Below are 20,859 nucleotides of genomic sequence, written 5' to 3'. Positions count from 1 at the left end.
CCCTCCTCGCCCCGGCAGTGCACCGGGCTCCGCCCCAGGGGACGACTCCCTTACGCCGCCCGCCCTCGTGCCGGTCATGGTAGCCGCACCCCGCCTGTCGCCACACCCTGTCACCGCGATGTCACTGTGCACGTAGCAGAAACGTAGCGGGAGACCAGAAGGTTCCCCGAATCCCGCAGTTCTACACGGCTTCGAGCACACTGAGTCAGCAACTCCGCGTGAACACTGTCAGCTCCGGTCACTGCTCCCTCATCCACTGGTCCATCACCGCCAGCAGATGATCGGGATCGACCGGCTTGGTCACGTAATCGGAGGCGCCCGACTCGATCGCCTTCTCCCGGTCGCCCTTCATCGCCTTCGCGGTGAGCGCAATGATCGGGAGCCCGGCGAACTGCGGCATCCTGCGGATCGCCGTGGTCGTCGCGTACCCGTCCATCTCGGGCATCATGATGTCCATCAGGACGACCGCCACGTCGTCGTGCTGCTCCAGGACCTCGATGCCCTCCCGGCCGTTCTCCGCGTACAGCACGGACAGGCCGTGCTGCTCCAGGACGCTCGTCAGCGCGAAGACGTTACGGATGTCGTCGTCGACGATCAGCACCTTCTCCCCGCCGAACCGGATGCCCCGGCGGGACTGCGGCGCCCTCTCCGGCTCCGGCGCCGACCACTGCTCCTGCTGCGCCGGCCGCTGCTCGAGCTCGCTCGCGGCCCTGCGGCGGCGCCTGAAGAGCGCCGCGGCGCCGTTCTGCGTCTCCCGGTACGACCGCACCTCGGCCGGCGTCTCCACCTCCACGTCGGCCAGCTCCGCCAGCTCCGCCAGCTCGGCCGCCGAGGCCACCAGGGCGCCCGCGTCGAGAGGCGGCAGCTGCTGCTGGTAGCCGTGCGGAGGCAGTTCGCTCGGGTGCAGCGGCAAATACAGCGTGAACGTCGAGCCACGCCCCGGTTCGCTCTGCGCGTGGATCTCCCCGCCGAGCAGCTGGGCGATCTCCCGCGAGATCGACAGCCCCAACCCCGTACCGCCGTACTTGCGGCTCGTCGTGCCGTCCGCCTGCTTGAACGCCTCGAAGATCACCCGCATCTTGCTGGCCGCGATCCCGATGCCGGTGTCGGTCACGGAGAACGCGATCAGCGGCGCGTCCGCCTCGGTCAGCGAACCGGCCTCCAGCAGCTGCTCCCGGATCTTCTGCGGCACGTCCATCCCGGCCGGCCGGATGACCAGCTCCACCGACCCGGAGTCGGTGAACTTGACCGCGTTGGACAACAGGTTGCGCAGCACCTGCAGCAGCCTCTGCTCGTCGGTGTGCAGCGTGGCCGGCAGCTCCGGCGAGACCCGTACGGACAGGTCCAGCCCCTTCTCCGCGGTCAGCGGGCGGAAGGTCGCCTCCACGTAGTCCACGAGCTGGACGAGCGCGATACGCGTCGGGGAGACGTCCATCTTGCCCGCCTCGACCTTCGACAGGTCCAGGATGTCGTTGATCAGCTGGAGCAGGTCCGAGCCCGCGCCGTGGATCGTCTCGGCGAACTCGACCTGCTTGGGCGAGAGGTTGCCCTCGGCGTTGTCGGCGAGCAGCTTGGCCAGGATCAGCAGCGAGTTCAGCGGCGTACGCAGCTCGTGCGACATGTTGGCGAGGAACTCGCTCTTGTAGCGCATCGACACGGCCAGCTGCTCGGCACGCTCCTCCAGGACCTGCCGTGCCTCCTCGATCTCGGTGTTCTTCACCTCGATGTCGCGGTTCTGCTGGGCCAGCAGCTCGGCCTTCTCCTCCAGTTCGGCGTTGGACGCCTGGAGGGCCTTCTGCCGGTTCTCCAACTCCGCCGACCGCTCACGCAGTTGCTCGGTCAGCTCCTGCGACTGCTTCAGCAGCACCTCGGTCTTGGTGTTGACCGAGATGGTGTTGACGCTGGTCGCGATCATCTCGGCGATCTGGTTGAGGAAGTCCTTCTGGATCTGCGTGAACGGTGTGAAGGAGGCCAGCTCGATCACGCCGAGCACCTTGCCCTCGAACAGCACCGGAAGGACGATCACCTGCGCGGGCGGGGCCTCGCCGAGCCCGGAGGAGATCTTCAGATAGCCGCTGGGCGCGTTCTCCACGAGGATCGTGCGCTTTTCCTCGGCGGCCGTCCCGATGAGCGCCTCACCCGGCCGGAAGGACGTCGGCATGGAACCCATCGAGTAGCCGTACGACCCGAGCATCCGCAGCTCGTACTGGTCGTCGCTCTCGGCGGCCAGGTCCTTGCCGTCCAGGAGCGGCATCGCGACGAAGAACGCGCCGTGCTGCGCGGTCACCACCGGCGTCAGCTCGCTCATGATCAGCGAGGCCACGTCCTCCAGGTCGCGGCGGCCCTGCATCAGCGCGGAGATCCGGGCGAGGTTGCCCTTGAGCCAGTCCTGCTCCTTGTTGGCGATCGTGGTGTCGCGCAGGTTGGCGATCATCTTGTTGATGTAGTCCTGAAGCTCCTGGATCTCGCCGGACGCATCGACGTCGATCTTCAGGTTCAGGTCGCCTCGGGTCACCGCGGTCGCCACGCGCGCGATGGCTCGCACCTGCCGAGTAAGGTTTCCTGCCATTTCGTTCACGGACTCGGTGAGGTCGCGCCAGGTGCCGTCGACGTCACGCACGCGTGCCTGGCCGCCGAGCTGTCCTTCCGTGCCCACCTCGCGGGCGACTCGGGTGACCTCCTCGGCGAACGACGACAGCTGGTCGACCATCGTGTTGATCGTCGTCTTGAGCTCGAGGATCTCGCCACGAGCGTCGATGTCGATCTTCTTGGTCAGGTCACCCTTGGCGATGGCCGTCGTGACCATGGCGATGTTGCGCACCTGACCGGTCAGGTTGGACGCCATCTGGTTCACGGACTCGGTGAGGTCCTTCCATGTACCGGCCACGCCCGGCACATGCGCCTGACCACCGAGGATGCCGTCCGTACCCACCTCTCGGGCCACCTTGGTGACCTGGTCGGCGAACGAACTCAGCGTCTTGACCATCGTGTTGAAGGTGTCGGCGAGCTGCGCGACCTCACCACGTGCCTCGATCGTCACCGTCCGCGTCAGGTCACCGTTGGCGACGGCGGCCGCGACCTGGGAGATGTTCCGCACCTGCATGGTCAGGTTCTTGGCCATCAGGTTGACGTTGCCGCTGAGGTCCTTCCAGATACCCGTGACGCCGGGCACGTGCGCCTGGCCGCCCAGGATGCCCTCGGTGCCCACCTCGCGGGCCACCCGGGTCACCTGCTCGGCGAAGCTGGAGAGCTGGTCGACCATCGTGTTGACGGTCGTGACCAGCTCGAGAATCTCGCCCTTGGCGTCAACGGTGATCTTCTTGGACAGGTCACCCTTGGCGACCGCGGTCGTGACCTCGGCGATCTGACGCACCTGGATGGTCAGGTTGTTCGCCATGAAGTTCACGGACTGGGTGAGGTCCTTCCAGGTGCCGGAGACGCCCTGCACCTCGGCCTGACCGCCGAGCTGGCCCTCCGTACCCACCTCGCGGGCGACTCGGGTGACCTCCTCGGCGAACGACGACAGCTGGTCCACCATCGTGTTCAGCGTGTTCTTGAGCTCCAGGATCTCGCCGCGCGCGTCCACGGTGATCTTCTGCGAGAGGTCACCCCGGGCCACCGCGGTGGCGACCTGCGCAATGTTGCGCACCTGGGCCGTAAGGTTTCCTGCCATTCCGTTCACGGAGTCGGTCAGGTCCCGCCACACACCGGCGACGCCGGGCACCTGCGCCTGACCACCGAGGCGGCCCTCGGTACCCACCTCGCGAGCGACCCTGGTCACCTGGTCGGCGAAGCCGGAGAGCTGGTCGACCATCGTGTTGATGGTGTTCTTCAGCTCCAGGATCTCGCCGCGCGCGTCGACGTCGATCTTCTGCGACAGGTCACCGCGGGCCACTGCGGTGGTGACCTGGGCGATGTTGCGCACCTGGGCGGTGAGGTTTCCAGCCATTCCGTTGACGGAGTCGGTGAGCTCCTTCCACGTGCCGGCCACGCCCGGTACGACGGCCTGCCCTCCCAGCCGGCCCTCGGTGCCCACGTCCCGGGCCATGCGCGTGACCTGGTCGGCGAAGGACGACAGCTGGTCCACCATCGTGTTCACGGTGTTCTTCAGCTGGAGCATCTCGCCGGAGACGTCCACCGTGACCTTCTGCGACAGGTCACCGTTGGCCACGGCCGTGGTCACCTGCGCGATGTTCCTCACCTGTCCGGTGAGGTTCCGGAACGCCGTGTTGACCGAGTCCGTCAGGTCCTTCCACGTCCCCGCGGCCCCCGGCACCTGAGCCTGCCCGCCCAGCTCACCCTCGACACCCACCTCACGCGCCACACGCGTGACCTCGGAGCCGAACGACGACAGCTGGTCCACCATCGTGTTCACGGTGTTCTTCAGCTCCAGCATCTCGCCGGAGACGTCCACCGTGACCTTCTGCGACAGGTCACCATTGGCCACAGCCGTCGTCACGGCGGCGATGTCCCTCACCTGTCCGGTGAGATTCCGGAACGCCGTGTTGACCGAGTCCGTCAGGTCCTTCCACGTCCCCGCCGCGCCCGGCACATTCGCCTGGCCACCCAGCCGCCCCTCGGCGCCGACCTCGTTGGCCACACGCGTGACCTCGTCCGCGAAGATCCGCAGCGTCTCGGTCATCTGGTTGATCGTGTCCGCGAGCTGGGCGACCTCGCCGCGCGCCGACACGGTGACCTTCTGCGACAGGTCACCGTTGGCGACCGCCGTCGTCACCTGCGCGATTCCTCGCACCTGCGCGGTCAGGTTGCCGGCCATGAGGTTCACCGAATCGGTGAGGTCCTTCCACGTGCCGGCCACACCCGGCACCTGCGCCTGACCACCCAGCTCACCCTCGGTGCCGACCTCGCGCGCGACTCGCGTCACCTCGGACGAGAAGGACGACAGCTGATCCACCATCGTGTTGACGGTGTTCTTCAGTTCCAGCATCTCGCCGGCCACGTGAACCGTGACCTTCCGGGACAGATCACCCTTGGCCACAGCCGTGGTCACCAGCGCGATGTCCCGCACCTGAGCCGTCAGCCGGTACGCCATCGTGTTGACCGAGTCCGTGAGGTCCTTCCACGAACCGGACATCCCACGCACGCGTGCCTGCCCGCCGAGCTTGCCCTCGGTGCCCACCTCGCTGGCCACGCGCGTGACCTCGTCGGTGAACGTCGACAGCTGATCGACAAGATTGTTTACAGTCCGCCCGACCTTGAGGAACTCACCCCTCAGCGGATGCCCGGTCCCGTCCGGCGCCTGCGTCCGCAGCTCCATACGCGGCGACAGATCACCCTCGGCCACCGCGGACAGCACCCGCCCGACCTCGGAGACGGGCCGTACGAGGTCGTCGACCAGGGCGTTGGAATTGTCGACCGCCGCAGCCCAGGAGCCCTCACAGGCGCCTGTCTCCAGCCGTTCCGTGAGCTTGCCCTCACGCCCGACCATGCGCCGCACCCGCGCCAGCTCACCCGTGAGGTGGAGATTGCGGTCGGCCACCTCGTTGAAAACGGCGGCGATCTCCGACATCACGCCGTCCCCGGACACCGTGAGCCGCTTCCGGAAGTTCCCGTCACGCATCGACACCAGGGCCGCCAGCAGCCGGTTCAGGGCAGCCGTGTCCACCGTGGTGGTCCCGCCTCGCGTCTTGCGTTCGTTCCTCAGGGACTGTCCGCCTTTCGCGCGCGTCTTAGTGCCCCGCGTCGCTGCGCCAGACTCCACTGTGTCCCTCCCGCAGGGGTCGACCGTTACTGCTGTGCTCGGGTTCTACTGTTCGGCGTACCCGTTACTGCTGGGCATTCCTGCCGGATATACCAGGCCACACCACGTGCTGCTGCCCGCGGTACGTGAATGACACTCAGCCTGACCGGACCTTCACAAGAAGCTTGCCCAGTGTTTCACCCCGGCTGAACCCGGCCATAACAGTTCGGCAGCTTCGCACATCGTCCGCACACCCTCCGGACGGAAACACTGCAGACCGGCATCCGCATGGACCGCGAAGGTAAGTAACCTTGCATGCGGCTGTCCAGCCGCGCCGGTCCCGTCCGGCCTGGGCGGTGACAGGAGGAGCACGAGCGGGCATCGGAGGGGCAGCCGGACATGACCACCGGACTGATCCCGGGGGCACAACCCCCGGACCGGCCGACGGGCACGCAGATGCCGCAGCAGCGGCGCGAGCCGGTCGGCCTCGGAGCCCTGCACGTCGACAACCGGCCGAGGAGTTCAGTGATCACCGCGCGCGCGGCAGCCAGCTTCGATCCCGTCGGGCGATCGGTCGCGAGCGCCCGCTCCTTTGTCCGCGACACCCTCCAGGGGTGGGGCTTCGCCGACATCGTCGACGACGCCGTCGTACTCACCAGCGAGCTGGTGACCAACGCCGTCGTACACGCGGGCACTTCCGCTGACGTTCTGTGTCTGCGCAGTGACGAAGGCGTACGGATCGAGGTGGGCGACCGCTATCCGGAGCGCGAAATCCCGCTCCAGGGCTCGCCCGTCAACATGGGCAGCCCCGACCGCGAGGGCGGCCGCGGCCTCCAGCTGTGCGCGGCCCTGGCCGGCCGCTGGGGCGTCGAGTACACACCCACGCACAAACAGGTCTGGTTCCAACTGGACCTCCCCGAACGCCCGGTGGGCACCCGCGCCGCAGGCCCGTCCCTGCCCTCCGACCTCCTCCCGCTCGCCGACGGCCGCGTCCGCGTCGCAGTGGTCCAGATCGACCGTACGGGTGCCATCTCATCCTGGAACGAGGACGCCGAGGATCTCTTCGGCTATGCCGCCGAGCAGGTCACCGGGAAGCCCCTCACCGACCTCGCGGCCTGGCCGCACACGCCGGGCACCAGCACCGGCATCGCCGAGGCCCTCCAACTCTCGCGCTGGGAAGGCAGCTACGGCATAAGGGGCGCCAACGGCCGCGTCACACCGGTGTACGCCTCCCACCTCCGCGTCCGTGACACGGGAGGCGAGCCGTCCACGGTCTGCCTCCTGGTCCGCGACCACGAACGCGCCGTGCTCCAGACCCCGTTGCGCATCCCGGCCTCCGACACCTCCTCCGAGTCCCAGAGCACCGACCCCTTCGAGGTGTTCATCGGCTCCCCCGCCCCGGACGACCTCGACGGCCTCCTCCAGCGCACGGTCGAACGCGCCCGCGACATGCTCGACGGCGACTCCGCCTTCCTGCTCCTCGCGACCGACGACGAGACGGAGTTGGAGGTCCGCGCCTCCACCGGCCTGCCCTCCGCCCGCCAGCGCTTCGCGCGCGTGCCGGTCGAAGCGGGACCCGGCCGCTACGGCTCGGCCCGCATGCCCGCGGTCCACGAGGACCTCACGATGGTCCCCGGCGCCGTCCCCCTGCTGCGGGGCACCGGCATGCGCTCGGTCGTCACGGTCCCCCTCAAGGTCGAGGGCCGCCTCACCGGCTCCCTCGGCGTCGCCGCGGAAGCCCCCAACAGATACTCCAACGAGGAGGCCCTACGCCTCCAGTTCGCCGCCGACCGCATCGCGCTCGCAGTCGAATCGGCCCGCCTGGGCGAACTGGAACGCCTGCGCCGAGGCTCGCTGAGCTTCCTCGTCGAGGCCTCCGACCTGCTCGCCGGCACCCTGGACCGCGACCAGACCCTGGCCCTCATGGCCCAGATGACAGTCCCGACGCTGGCCACCTGGTGCGCGGTCTACACGATCGCCGACCAGGCCTCCGAGCCATACCTGTCCTACGTCCTCCACGAGGACGAGGACCTCATCGACGGCATTAAGTCCTTGCTGTCGAAGATCGCCCCACCGGACCCGGTCCCCACCCCCGGCGCCCGCGTCTGGTCCGCTCCCGCCGAGTCGGCCCACCAGGCGGCCCTGCGCACCTCCATGCGCAGCCTCGGCCTCGGCGAGCCCATCGGCCGCATCAGCGCGGGCATCGGCCCCACCCTGGCCACGGCGTCCGCGGTGGGCGGCGAGACGGTCGTGCTGCCGCTGGTGGCCCGCAACCGCGTCATCGGCATGCTGACCCTCGGCAAACCGACGGACGAACACTTCCGCCAGGAAATCCTGGAGTTGGCGGAGGACCTCTCCCGAAGGGCCGCCCTGGCCCTCGACAACGCCCGCCTCTACTCCGAGCGCACAGCCATCAGCCAGTCCCTCCAACGCAGCCTCCTGCCGCCCGAGCTGCCCGAGATCGACGGCGTCGAGGTGGAGGTCATCTACCGCGCGGCCGGCGAGGGCAACGAGGTCGGCGGCGACTTCTACGACCTCTTCCCGATCAGCGACGGCGCCTACGGCTTCGCCATCGGCGACGTCTGCGGTACGGGCCCGAACGCCGCGGCGGTCACGGGCCTGGCCCGGCACGCCCTCCGGCTCCTCGCACGCGAGGGCCTCAGCGGCCCGGCGGTCCTGGAGCGCCTGAACTCCGCGATCCTCGACGAGGGCGCCCGCAGCCGCTTCCTGACGCTCCTCTACGGCGAGTTGCGGCCCCAGGAGGACGGCAGCGCCGAACTGAAGGTGGTCTGCGCCGGCCACCCTCTCCCGCTCCGTCTACGCCAGGACGGCACGGTCGAGCCGGCCGCCGAACCCCAGCCGCTCCTCGGCGTCATGGAGGACCTGGAGCTCTACGAGCAGACGGTCACCCTCGACCCCGGCGACGTCCTCCTGTGCGTCACGGACGGCGTCACCGAACGCCGTGAAGGCAGCCGCATGCTGGGCGACGACGGCCTCACCGACGTCCTCACCACCTGCACGGGCCTGACAGCGGGCGCGGTGGCGGCCCGCATCATGCGCGCGGTCGAACGCTTCGCCTCGGACGCCCCGTCCGACGACATGGCCATCCTGGCCATGCGCGTGCCCGGCATCCACAAGGACTGAGAAGAGACACTCGAAGGGCATGAGAAAGGCCCCGCCCAAATGGGCGGGGCCTTCTGCGTGGAGCCCCCAAACGGAATCGAACCGTTGACCTTCTCCTTACCATGGAGACGCTCTACCGACTGAGCTATAGGGGCCTGTCACCTTTTGCGAGGTTCCCTCGCGGCAACGGAATAGATCATACCCCGAACACACCCGTGCTCCCAAACCCGCTCAGAAGGCGGGCTGGAGCAGCCCTCCGAGCGCATTGCAGGCCGACACTATCCGCTGCATGTCCCGCTTGGTCAGAGCGGCGTCAACGGGCAGAGCCAACGTTTCATCAGCGGCCCGTTCGGTCTCCGGCAAGGACACAGACCGACGGTACTCCGGCAGCCTGTGCACGGGCGTCTTCACCGGCACCCGGCACTCAACTCCCCTGGTTCGCACGGCCCGAGCGAAGGCATCGCGATCCGGCCGCCCATTCCCCGGCACCCTCACGACATATTGCTGGTAAGTGTGCCCGTCACCACCGTCGGGCGTCCGCACACCCTTCAACTTCGCATCCAGATACGAAGCCCGCTGCCTGCGCTGAGCGATCTCGTCGTACGGCACCTCGGACTCACCTTGCTCCAACACCAACAGCCCGTGCCGCTGTCCGATCTCGTGCAATCCCGCGATATCGGCCGACCGGCCAAATCGATGGACGGCGACAACGGCCGCCGTCCGCGGGGTCACCACCGCCTCCACGGCGACGGCGTCCAGGCAGTACGTCAGCGGATCTATGTCGGCGAACACCGGCAGCGCGCCGGCCAGGACCACGGCCTCGGCGACTTCGACGCTCCCGAAGGCCGGTACGACAACCTCGTCACCGACTCCGACGCCGGCGGCCCTGAGCATTGCAGCAGTACCCATACGGGCGATGTTGGTTGCGCAACGTGAACTTCAGGTGACGCACAACAAAAAAGGGTTGGTCCCGGAACCGAAGTTCCGGGACCAACCCTATTAAAAGGAGTTCGGCGGCGTCCTACTCTCCCACAGGGTCCCCCCTGCAGTACCATCGGCGCTGTAAGGCTTAGCTTCCGGGTTCGGAATGTAACCGGGCGTTTCCCTCACGCTATAACCACCGAAACACTATGAAACTGTCCAGCCGCACCACGCCGTGACCAGGCATGGGGCTGTTCGTGGTTTCAGAACCAACACAGTGGACGCGAGCAACTGAGGACAAGCCCTCGGCCTATTAGTACCGGTCACCTCCACACGTTACCGTGCTTCCAGATCCGGCCTATCAACCCAGTCGTCTACTGGGAGCCTTACCCCATCAAGTGGGTGGGAGTCCTCATCTCGAAGCAGGCTTCCCGCTTAGATGCTTTCAGCGGTTATCCCTCCCGAACGTAGCCAACCAGCCATGCCCTTGGCAGAACAACTGGCACACCAGAGGTTCGTCCGTCCCGGTCCTCTCGTACTAGGGACAGCCCTTCTCAAGACTCCTACGCGCACAGCGGATAGGGACCGAACTGTCTCACGACGTTCTAAACCCAGCTCGCGTACCGCTTTAATGGGCGAACAGCCCAACCCTTGGGACCGACTCCAGCCCCAGGATGCGACGAGCCGACATCGAGGTGCCAAACCATCCCGTCGATATGGACTCTTGGGGAAGATCAGCCTGTTATCCCCGGGGTACCTTTTATCCGTTGAGCGACGGCGCTTCCACAAGCCACCGCCGGATCACTAGTCCCGACTTTCGTCCCTGCTCGACCCGTCGGTCTCACAGTCAAGCTCCCTTGTGCACTTACACTCAACACCTGATTGCCAACCAGGCTGAGGGAACCTTTGGGCGCCTCCGTTACTCTTTAGGAGGCAACCGCCCCAGTTAAACTACCCATCAGACACTGTCCCTGATCCGGATCACGGACCCAGGTTAGACATCCAGCACGACCAGAGTGGTATTTCAACGACGACTCCACGAACACTGGCGTGCCCGCTTCAAAGTCTCCCACCTATCCTACACAAGCCGAACCGAACACCAATATCAAACTGTAGTAAAGGTCCCGGGGTCTTTCCGTCCTGCTGCGCGAAACGAGCATCTTTACTCGTAGTGCAATTTCACCGGGCCTATGGTTGAGACAGTCGAGAAGTCGTTACGCCATTCGTGCAGGTCGGAACTTACCCGACAAGGAATTTCGCTACCTTAGGATGGTTATAGTTACCACCGCCGTTTACTGGCGCTTAAGTTCTCAGCTTCGCCACCCCGAAGAGTGACTAACCGGTCCCCTTAACGTTCCAGCACCGGGCAGGCGTCAGTCCGTATACATCGCCTTACGGCTTCGCACGGACCTGTGTTTTTAGTAAACAGTCGCTTCTCGCTGGTCTCTGCGGCCACCCCCAGCTCGAGGAGCAAGTCCTCTCACCAGACGTGGCCCCCCTTCTCCCGAAGTTACGGGGGCATTTTGCCGAGTTCCTTAACCATAGTTCACCCGAACGCCTCGGTATTCTCTACCTGACCACCTGAGTCGGTTTAGGGTACGGGCCGCCATGAAACTCGCTAGAGGCTTTTCTCGACAGCATAGGATCATCCACTTCACCACAATCGGCTCGGCATCAGGTCTCAGACTATATGCCAGGCGGATTTACCTACCTGACGTCCTACACCCTTACCCCGGGACAACCACCGCCCGGGATGGACTACCTTCCTGCGTCACCCCATCACTCACCTACTGCAAGTCTGGTTCGTCGGCTCCACCACTCCCCTTTGCCCGAAGGCTCCAGGGCGGCTTCACGGACTTAGCATCGCCTGGTTCAATGTTTGACGCTTCACAGCGGGTACCGGAATATCAACCGGTTATCCATCGACTACGCCTGTCGGCCTCGCCTTAGGTCCCGACTTACCCTGGGCAGATCAGCTTGACCCAGGAACCCTTAGTCAATCGGCGCACACGTTTCTCACGTGTGAATCGCTACTCATGCCTGCATTCTCACTCGTGAACCGTCCACCACTGCCTTCCGGCGCGGCTTCACCCGGCACACGACGCTCCCCTACCCATCACAGCAGGCGTTGGCCCTATATGCTGCAATGACACGACTTCGGCGGTACGCTTGAGCCCCGCTACATTGTCGGCGCGGAATCACTAGACCAGTGAGCTATTACGCACTCTTTCAAGGGTGGCTGCTTCTAAGCCAACCTCCTGGTTGTCTCTGCGACTCCACATCCTTTCCCACTTAGCGTACGCTTAGGGGCCTTAGTCGATGCTCTGGGCTGTTTCCCTCTCGACCATGGAGCTTATCCCCCACAGTCTCACTGCCGCGCTCTCACTTACCGGCATTCGGAGTTTGGCTAAGGTCAGTAACCCGGTAGGGCCCATCGCCTATCCAGTGCTCTACCTCCGGCAAGAAACACACGACGCTGCACCTAAATGCATTTCGGGGAGAACCAGCTATCACGGAGTTTGATTGGCCTTTCACCCCTAACCACAGGTCATCCCCCAGGTTTTCAACCCTGGTGGGTTCGGTCCTCCACGAAGTCTTACCTCCGCTTCAACCTGCCCATGGCTAGATCACTCCGCTTCGGGTCTTGAGCGCGCTACTATACCGCCCTATTCGGACTCGCTTTCGCTACGGCTTCCCCACACGGGTTAACCTCGCAACACACCGCAAACTCGCAGGCTCATTCTTCAAAAGGCACGCAGTCACGAGACACCAGCAAGCTGATGTCCGACGCTCCCACGGCTTGTAGGCACACGGTTTCAGGTACTATTTCACTCCCCTCCCGGGGTACTTTTCACCATTCCCTCACGGTACTATCCGCTATCGGTCACCAGGGAATATTTAGGCTTAGCGGGTGGTCCCGCCAGATTCACACGGGATTTCTCGGGCCCCGTGCTACTTGGGTGTCTCTCAAACGAGCCGCTGACGTTTCGACTACGGGGGTCTTACCCTCTACGCCGGACCTTTCGCATGTCCTTCGTCTACATCAACGGTTTCTGACTCGTCCTGTTGCCGGCAGACAACAGAAGAGAGATCCCACAACCCCGTACACGCAACCCCTGCCGGGTCTCACACGTATACGGTTTAGCCTCATCCGGTTTCGCTCGCCACTACTCCCGGAATCACGGTTGTTTTCTCTTCCTGCGGGTACTGAGATGTTTCACTTCCCCGCGTTCCCTCCACATACCCTATGTGTTCAGGTATGGGTGACAGCCCATGACGACTGCCGGGTTTCCCCATTCGGAAACCCCCGGATCAAAGCCTGGTTGACGACTCCCCGGGGACTATCGTGGCCTCCCACGTCCTTCATCGGTTCCTGGTGCCAAGGCATCCACCGTGCGCCCTTAAAAACTTGGCCACAGATGCTCGCGTCCACTGTGCAGTTCTCAAACAACGACCAGCCACCCATCACCCCCGGTACAAACCGGAGTTCACTGGGGCCGGCTTCCGAAGCACAACCTCACGGCCGTTACTTCAGACACCCAACAGCGTGCCCGACACCCTCGCCACTTTCCGTTCCGTTCCACGCCGAAGCAGTACTGGGAAGAAAAGATGGTCAAGTGTGCCGAATAATCAACGTTCCACCCATGAGCAACCAGCATCAGACATTCGCCGATGTACTGGCCTCTGGACTGCCGAGGCAGCCTAGAAGTGCTCCTTAGAAAGGAGGTGATCCAGCCGCACCTTCCGGTACGGCTACCTTGTTACGACTTCGTCCCAATCGCCAGTCCCACCTTCGACAGCTCCCTCCCACAAGGGGTTGGGCCACCGGCTTCGGGTGTTACCGACTTTCGTGACGTGACGGGCGGTGTGTACAAGGCCCGGGAACGTATTCACCGCAGCAATGCTGATCTGCGATTACTAGCAACTCCGACTTCATGGGGTCGAGTTGCAGACCCCAATCCGAACTGAGACCGGCTTTTTGAGATTCGCTCCACCTCGCGGTATCGCAGCTCATTGTACCGGCCATTGTAGCACGTGTGCAGCCCAAGACATAAGGGGCATGATGACTTGACGTCGTCCCCACCTTCCTCCGAGTTGACCCCGGCGGTCTCCTGTGAGTCCCCATCACCCCGAAGGGCATGCTGGCAACACAGGACAAGGGTTGCGCTCGTTGCGGGACTTAACCCAACATCTCACGACACGAGCTGACGACAGCCATGCACCACCTGTACACCGACCACAAGGGGGCGCCTGTCTCCAGACGTTTCCGGTGTATGTCAAGCCTTGGTAAGGTTCTTCGCGTTGCGTCGAATTAAGCCACATGCTCCGCTGCTTGTGCGGGCCCCCGTCAATTCCTTTGAGTTTTAGCCTTGCGGCCGTACTCCCCAGGCGGGGAACTTAATGCGTTAGCTGCGGCACCGACGACGTGGAATGTCGCCAACACCTAGTTCCCACCGTTTACGGCGTGGACTACCAGGGTATCTAATCCTGTTCGCTCCCCACGCTTTCGCTCCTCAGCGTCAGTAATGGCCCAGAGATCCGCCTTCGCCACCGGTGTTCCTCCTGATATCTGCGCATTTCACCGCTACACCAGGAATTCCGATCTCCCCTACCACACTCTAGCTAGCCCGTATCGAATGCAGACCCGGGGTTAAGCCCCGGGCTTTCACACCCGACGTGACAAGCCGCCTACGAGCTCTTTACGCCCAATAATTCCGGACAACGCTTGCGCCCTACGTATTACCGCGGCTGCTGGCACGTAGTTAGCCGGCGCTTCTTCTGCAGGTACCGTCACTTTCGCTTCTTCCCTGCTGAAAGAGGTTTACAACCCGAAGGCCGTCATCCCTCACGCGGCGTCGCTGCATCAGGCTTTCGCCCATTGTGCAATATTCCCCACTGCTGCCTCCCGTAGGAGTCTGGGCCGTGTCTCAGTCCCAGTGTGGCCGGTCGCCCTCTCAGGCCGGCTACCCGTCGTCGCCTTGGTGAGCCATTACCTCACCAACAAGCTGATAGGCCGCGGGCTCATCCTTCACCGCCGGAGCTTTCGACCCTCACAGATGCCTGCGAGAGTGATATCCGGTATTAGACCCCGTTTCCAGGGCTTGTCCCAGAGTGAAGGGCAGATTGCCCACGTGTTACTCACCCGTTCGCCACTAATCCCCACCGAAGTGGTTCATCGTTCGACTTGCATGTGTTAAGCACGCCGCCAGCGTTCGTCCTGAGCCAGGATCAAACTCTCCGTGAATGTTTTCCCGTAATCGGGATGAACACCACGAGAGCGGAACAGCCAGGCGGAATAAGCCCGGCCGTTCACAGCGTCCTCGCTGTGTTTTTTCAAAGGAACCTCGCCCCAGCAGATGCTGGAGACGGGGTATCAACATATCTGGCGTTGATTTTTGGCACGCTGTTGAGTTCTCAAGGAACGGACGCTTCCTTTGTACTCACCCTCTCGGGCTTTCCTCCGGGCGCTTCCCTTCGGTCTTGCGTTTCCGACTCTATCAGATCTTTTTCGATCCGATTTCCTCGGTGCTTTCCAGGTTCCCGCTTTCGCGTTTCCCTTTCCGGCGGCTCCGACTTTATCAGAGATTCTGAGTCGGAATTCCCGCCCCCTCCGGGGACTGGTTCCGGTGCTCGGAGCTTCCGGGTTCCCGTTCAGGCGGAGCCGTAAACGTACTGGAGCGGGGCGCCCCGATGCAAATCGAGGAGCCCCGCTCCAGGTTCAAGCAGTCGAGGGTCCGACGGACCGTCAGACCTCCACCACTACAGGCAGGATCATCGGCCTACGGCGATAGGTGTCCGAGACCCACTTGCCGAGGGTCCGGCGGACCAGCTGCTGCAGCTGATGCGGTTCGACCACACCGTCCTGGGCCGACCGTTCCAGCACTTCCGTGATCCTCGGGACGACGTCCCCGAAGGCGGAGTCCTCGATGCCGGAGCCGCGGGCCTGGATGTGCGGGCCGCCCGTGATCTTGCCGGTGGAGGAGTCCACCACCACGAAGACCGAGATGATGCCCTCGTCGCCGAGGATCTTGCGGTCCTTCAGCGCCGGCTCGCCGACGTCGCCGACCGAGAGGCCGTCGACGTACACGTACCCGGCCTGGACCTTGCCGGAGATCTTCGCCTTGCCCTCGATGAGGTCGACGGCGACGCCGTCCTCGGCGATGACGATGCGGTCGTGCGGGACGCCGGTCAGGGCGCCCAGTTCGGCGTTGGCGCGCAGGTGGCGCCATTCGCCGTGCACCGGCATCAGGTTCTTCGGACGGCAGATGTTGTAGAAGTACAGCAGCTCACCCGCGGACGCGTGGCCCGAGACGTGGACCTTGGCGTTGCCCTTGTGGACGACGTTCGCGCCCCAGCGGGTCAGGCCGTTGATGACGCGGTACACCGCGTTCTCGTTGCCCGGGATGAGCGAGGACGCGAGGATCACCGTGTCGCCCTGGACGATGCGGATCTGGTGGTCCCGGTTGGCCATGCGGGACAGGGCAGCCATCGGCTCGCCCTGGGAGCCCGTGCAGACCAGGACCACTTCGCTGTCCGGGAGGTCGTCCAGTGTCTTGACGTCCACCACCAGGCCGGGTGGGACCTTCAGGTAGCCGAGGTCGCGCGCGATGCCCATGTTGCGGACCATCGAGCGGCCGACGAAGGCGACCCGGCGGCCGTACTCGTGGGCCGCGTCCAGGATCTGCTGGATGCGGTGGACGTGGCTGGCGAAGCTCGCCACGATCACGCGCTTGCGGGCGCCCGCGAAGACCTGGCGCAGGACGTTGGAGATGTCGCGCTCGTGCGGGGTGAAGCCCGGGACCTCCGCGTTCGTGGAGTCGGAGAGGAGGAGGTCGATGCCTTCCTCGCTCAGCCGCGCGAAGGCGTGGAGATCCGTCAGACGGTTGTCCAGCGGGAGCTGGTCCATCTTGAAGTCGCCCGTGTGGACCACCATGCCGGCGGGGGTGCGGATCGCGACCGCCAGGGCGTCCGGGATGGAGTGGTTGACCGCGACGAACTCGCAGTCGAAGGGGCCGATGCGCTCGCGGTTACCCTCCGCCACCTCGAGGGTGTACGGGCGGATGCGGTGCTCCTGGAGCTTGGCCTCGATGAGCGCCAGGGTCAGCTTGGAGCCGATCAGCGGGATGTCCGGCTTCTCGCGGAGGAGGAAGGGGACGCCGCCGATGTGGTCCTCGTGGCCATGGGTGAGGACGATGCCCTCGATGTCGTCGAGGCGGTCCCGGATGGACGAGAAGTCCGGCAGGATCAGGTCGATTCCGGGCTGCTCCTCCTCGGGGAAGAGCACTCCGCAGTCGACGATCAACAGGCGGCCGCCGTACTCGAAGACCGTCATGTTTCGGCCGATTTCGCCGAGGCCGCCGAGCGGGGTGACTCGCAGGCCGCCTTCGGGGAGCGGCGGGGGCGCGCTGAGTTCAGGATGCGGATGACTCAAAAGACTCTCCTCACCACGCGCGCCACGTACCGGTCGGGCACGTGGCGCGCGTGACGTTCGTGCAGAAGCAGTTGTCGTTGTGGGGTGCAGGCACCGGTGTCCTGCTTATTCAGTTGTGGAGTCTGGTGCGCGGCCTGCGCGCGAAGTCTGGTGTTAGAGCTGTACCCCGCCTGCGGCAAGATCGATCTTGAGCTGCTCGATCTCCTCGGGCGAGCACTCGGCCATGGGTGCGCGCAGCGGTCCTGCGGGCAGGCCCTGGAGGCCGAGCGCGGCCTTGGTGGTCATGACGCCCTGGGTGCGGAACATGCCGGTGTAGACCGGCAGCAGCTTCTGGTGGATCTCCGTGGCCTTCTGGACGTCGCCGGAGATGTACGCCTCGACGAGCGCGCGCAGGTCGGGGGTGACCACGTGGCCGACGACCGAGACGAAGCCGACCGCGCCCACGGAGAGCAGCGGCAGGTTGAGCATGTCGTCGCCGGAGTACCAGGCGAGGCCGGAGCGGGCGATGGCCCAGCTGGCGCGGCCGAGGTCGCCCTTGGCGTCCTTGTTGGCGACGATGCGAGGGTGCTCGGCGAGGCGGACGATCGTCTCGGTGTTGATCGGGACGCCGCTGCGGCCGGGGATGTCGTACAGCATGACCGGCAGCTCGGTGGCGTCGGCGATGGCCTTGAAGTGCCGGTACAGGCCTTCCTGCGGGGGCTTGTTGTAGTACGGCGTGACGACCAGGAGGCCGTGTGCGCCGATCTGCTCGGCCGCGCGGGCGAGCTCCAGGCTGTGGCGGGTGTCGTTGGTGCCGACCCCGGCCACCACGTGGGCTCGGTCGCCGACGGCCTCCAGTACCGCCCGCACCAGGTCCGATTTCTCCGCATCGCTGGTGGTGGGGGACTCGCCGGTGGTGCCGTTGATGATCAGGCCGTCGTTGCCTGCGTCCACCAGGTGCGTGGCGAGCCGCTGCGCGCCGTCGAGATCAAGTGCGCCGTCCGCCGTGAAGGGCGTGATCATGGCGGTGAGGACCCGCCCGAAGGGGGTCTGCGGAGTGGAGGTCGGAGCCATGGGTTACACGCTACTCGTTGCGCCCGGCGTGGTCTGCCCTCGGGGGGTGCGGGAAAGTCAGGACAAATAAGGAGCCCGGCACTGCCTGCTCGGGGGTTCAAGCAGTGCCGGGTCCGTTTGATCAGGCTAGATGAACTTCTCTAAATGCCGCAATACGGACACTTCATGCGGCTGACCCACGCGGCCGTGACGGGCCGGCTGGGGGCCGCTGGTGCCTTACGGGGCCACGCGGCCGTTCGCATTGAAGGCGGCGTACGTCAGCGGCATGAGCTTGGCCCACTCCGCTTCCATCCTCTCGCCGACCATCTCGATCTCCCGCTGCGGGAAGGACGGGACCTTGGCCAGCTCGTGCTGGGTACGCAGGCCGAGGAAGTGCATCAGGGAGCGGGCGTTACAGGTGGCGTACATCGAGGAGAACAGGCCGACCGGGAGGACGGCTCGGGCGACCTCGCGGGCGACGCCGGCGGCGAGCATCTCCTGGTAGGCCTCGTACGACTGCCGGTACGAGTCCTCCATGACGCGGCCGGTCAGCTCCTGCTGGGCCTGGGTGCCCTCGACGAAGACGTACTTGCCGGGGCGGCCCTCCTGGACCAGCTTGCGGGACTCGCCGGGGACGTAGAAGACGGGCTGGAGCTCGCGGTAGCGGCCGCTCTCCTCGTTGTACGACCAGCCCACGCGGTGCCGCATGAACTCGCGGAAGACGAAGATCGGGGCGCTGATGAAGAAGGTCATCGAGTTGTGCTCGAAGGGGCTGCCGTGCCGGTCCCGCATCAGGTAGTTGATCAGGCCCTTGGAGCGCTCCGGGTCCTTCTTCAGCTCGTCCAGGGACTGCTCGCCGGCGGTGGAGACGCGGGCGGCCCACAGCACGTCGGAGTCGGCCGCGCTGTGCTTGACCAGCTCGACGGTGACGTCACTGAGGAAGCTTGGCTTGAGGTCGTCGGCGGGGGTGTCGGTCACGGCTCGGAGGGTCCTTCCATCACTTCTGCGGGCGGCGCCCACTCTACGGCCCGGCACTGACAACGGGGCGTTCGGTGCCGGGTCGCGACATACCTCGGCGAACTTCAGCGAATTTCTGTGAATTCGGTGAAACCGGGCACCTTTTGGGGCACCCGCTCGTCTGTGTTGGTGACGGTCACCCACACGATTCCGAGAGGAGAAGTCCCTGATGTTCGGTCGGCGCGAGCCCGTTCCGTTCGCCTTCCTCGCCGAGGCCGACAGGTTCCGCAGCAATGTCACTCCCCCACCCCCTGAGCGAGCGTCCATCGGTCAGATGGCCGGGCGCTGGCTGCTGGGGCTCACCATCGTCGCCGGGCTGGTGGGCTCGCTGGTGGTGGGCATGCCGGCGCTGTCCACCGACACCGCGACGCAGACCCAGCAGTCACAGGCCTCTCAGGGGCACTGACTCAACCGGCCCCCCAGGAGTGGTGAGTGGGGGCACGGGTCGATTAGCCTCACCGGGCACAGCCCCCGCATGGATTGAGTGAGGACCAGTCGTGCCCCTGCCCTTCCTGACGGCCGACCGCGCATTCGAGACAGCCGACGACGTCGCGCTGCCCTTCGACGACCTCGACCGCTGGCGGCGCCCCTACCGTCCCGGGCCGTGGCGCGTGGGCGTGGCGGCGCTGTCGCTGCTGCTCGCCTCGTACGTGCTCTTCGCTGCGGTCATCATCGCCCTGACCGCCACGGTGACCGAGGCCGGCGTCGTCTTCGGTATCGCGCTGGCCGTCATCGCCGGCGCTCTGCGGCTGCTCCGCATGGGGGTGTGGGTGAGCGCGCGTGGACTGCGCCAGGTGCGGTTCCTCGTCACGCGTACGGTGCCCTGGCAGCAGGTCGTCGCCGTACGGAGGGTGCAGCAGCCGGTGCGCTGGCTGGGGTTGCCGCGCACGGTGCAGGGGCAGGCGCTGTTGCTGGTGGAGCGGGGTCGTGCGGCGGATGACATGCCGGCGCTGATGACCACGCACAACACGGACTTCCTGGCCCGGGTCGCGGCGTTCGACCGGGCCGCCGACGCCGTCGAGGTGTGGGCCTCGGAGAACACGCGCGGCTGATCGCCACAGGCATGGCATGCGAAGGGGCCGGTCCGCAGCAGCGGGTCGGCCCCTTCGGCGTTCGGTCGGCTCGTCGGCGTAACTCGTCGGCGTGCGGCCGACCCGTCGACGTAGGGCTCAGGCCTCGACGGTCCTGCCTTCGTGCAGCGCGATGGCCCTCTGCATCGCCTTGCGGGCGCGCGGGGTGTCCCGGGCGTCGTGGTAGGCGATGGCGAGGCGGAACCAGCTGCGCCAGTCGTCGGGGGACGCCTCCGTCTCGGCCTTGCGCCGGGCGAAGACCTCGTCGGCCGAGTCACGGTCGATTCGGCCGCCGGGGGTGCGCTTGAGCTCGTCGACCGGCAGACCGCCCTCGGCGTCGAGTTCGGCGGCGAGCGCGTTGGCCTTGCGGACGAACTGGGTGTTCTTCCACAGGAACCACACGCCGATCACCGGCAGGATCAGCACCGCCACGCCGAAGGTGACGGTGATGACCGTGCCGGACTGGATGAGCATCACGCCACGGCTGCCGACCAGGACGAAGTAGACGACCAGGACGGCGGCCGTTATGGCGTAGGAGATCTTCGCGCGCATCAACGAGCCTC

The 20,859-nt window shown here is 65.5% G+C and carries 9 protein-coding genes, 1 tRNA gene and 3 rRNA genes; 3 read left to right on the top strand and 10 right to left on the bottom strand.

Annotated features, from left to right (window positions below):
- Positions 1–238: 238 nt before the first annotated feature.
- Positions 239–5,722, bottom strand: a complete 5,484-nt coding sequence (locus ABIE67_RS34090) for a HAMP domain-containing protein (protein ID WP_370265218.1) — start codon at positions 5,720–5,722, stop codon at positions 239–241.
- Positions 5,723–6,100: 378 nt separating this feature from the next.
- Here ABIE67_RS34090 and ABIE67_RS34085 point away from each other — a divergent pair, with 378 nt between their 5' ends.
- Positions 6,101–8,845: a SpoIIE family protein phosphatase gene (locus ABIE67_RS34085; protein WP_370265217.1), complete on the top strand. Its 2,745-nt coding sequence runs from the start codon at positions 6,101–6,103 to the stop codon at positions 8,843–8,845.
- A gap of 58 nt (positions 8,846–8,903) precedes the next feature.
- Here ABIE67_RS34085 and ABIE67_RS34080 read toward each other — a convergent pair.
- From ABIE67_RS34080 to thyX, 8 genes are all read right to left on the bottom strand, one after another.
- Positions 8,904–8,979: transfer RNA gene (locus ABIE67_RS34080), tRNA-Thr, on the bottom strand.
- Positions 8,980–9,055: 76 nt separating this feature from the next.
- Positions 9,056–9,718, bottom strand: a complete 663-nt coding sequence (locus ABIE67_RS34075; protein ID WP_370269214.1) for a DegT/DnrJ/EryC1/StrS family aminotransferase — start codon at positions 9,716–9,718, stop codon at positions 9,056–9,058.
- Between the two features lie 114 nt (positions 9,719–9,832).
- Positions 9,833–9,949: ribosomal RNA gene (gene rrf / locus ABIE67_RS34070) — 5S ribosomal RNA — on the bottom strand.
- A gap of 89 nt (positions 9,950–10,038) precedes the next feature.
- A 23S ribosomal RNA gene (locus ABIE67_RS34065) occupies positions 10,039–13,160 on the bottom strand.
- Positions 13,161–13,464: 304 nt separating this feature from the next.
- Positions 13,465–14,990: ribosomal RNA gene (locus ABIE67_RS34060) — 16S ribosomal RNA — on the bottom strand.
- Together the 16S, 23S and 5S rRNA genes form the textbook arrangement of a ribosomal RNA operon.
- A 501-nt stretch (positions 14,991–15,491) precedes the next feature.
- Positions 15,492–17,177 carry a ribonuclease J gene (locus ABIE67_RS34055; RefSeq protein WP_370265216.1) on the bottom strand — a complete coding sequence of 562 codons (1,686 nt, stop codon included), beginning with the start codon at positions 17,175–17,177 and terminating at the stop codon, positions 15,492–15,494.
- 153 nt (positions 17,178–17,330) lie between these two features.
- Positions 17,331–18,230, bottom strand: a complete 900-nt coding sequence (gene dapA, locus ABIE67_RS34050; protein WP_370265215.1) for a 4-hydroxy-tetrahydrodipicolinate synthase — start codon at positions 18,228–18,230, stop codon at positions 17,331–17,333.
- A 216-nt stretch (positions 18,231–18,446) separates the two neighbouring features.
- Entirely contained in the window at positions 18,447–19,187 is a 741-nt protein-coding gene (gene thyX, locus ABIE67_RS34045; protein WP_370265214.1) for an FAD-dependent thymidylate synthase, read from the bottom strand.
- Positions 19,188–19,395: 208 nt separating this feature from the next.
- On the opposite strand from thyX, the gene ABIE67_RS34040 reads away from it, so the two are divergent.
- Both ABIE67_RS34040 and ABIE67_RS34035 read left to right on the top strand, forming a co-directional pair.
- Complete coding sequence (locus tag ABIE67_RS34040) at positions 19,396–19,632, top strand: hypothetical protein (protein ID WP_370265213.1); 237 nt, start codon at positions 19,396–19,398, stop codon at positions 19,630–19,632.
- A gap of 91 nt (positions 19,633–19,723) precedes the next feature.
- The gene (locus tag ABIE67_RS34035) at positions 19,724–20,278 is read left to right on the top strand and encodes a hypothetical protein (protein ID WP_370265212.1); all 555 of its coding nucleotides are present in this window, start codon (positions 19,724–19,726) and stop codon (positions 20,276–20,278) included.
- A 117-nt stretch (positions 20,279–20,395) separates the two neighbouring features.
- Here the strand turns inward: ABIE67_RS34035 and ABIE67_RS34030 are convergent, their stop codons facing one another.
- Positions 20,396–20,848, bottom strand: a complete 453-nt coding sequence (locus ABIE67_RS34030; RefSeq protein WP_370265211.1) for a hypothetical protein — start codon at positions 20,846–20,848, stop codon at positions 20,396–20,398.
- Positions 20,849–20,859 lie beyond the last annotated feature (11 nt).

This window comes from Streptomyces sp. V4I8 (genome assembly GCF_041261225.1).
Lineage (GTDB): Bacteria > Actinomycetota > Actinomycetes > Streptomycetales > Streptomycetaceae > Streptomyces.
This window is presented reverse-complemented; position numbering and strand designations above follow the sequence as displayed.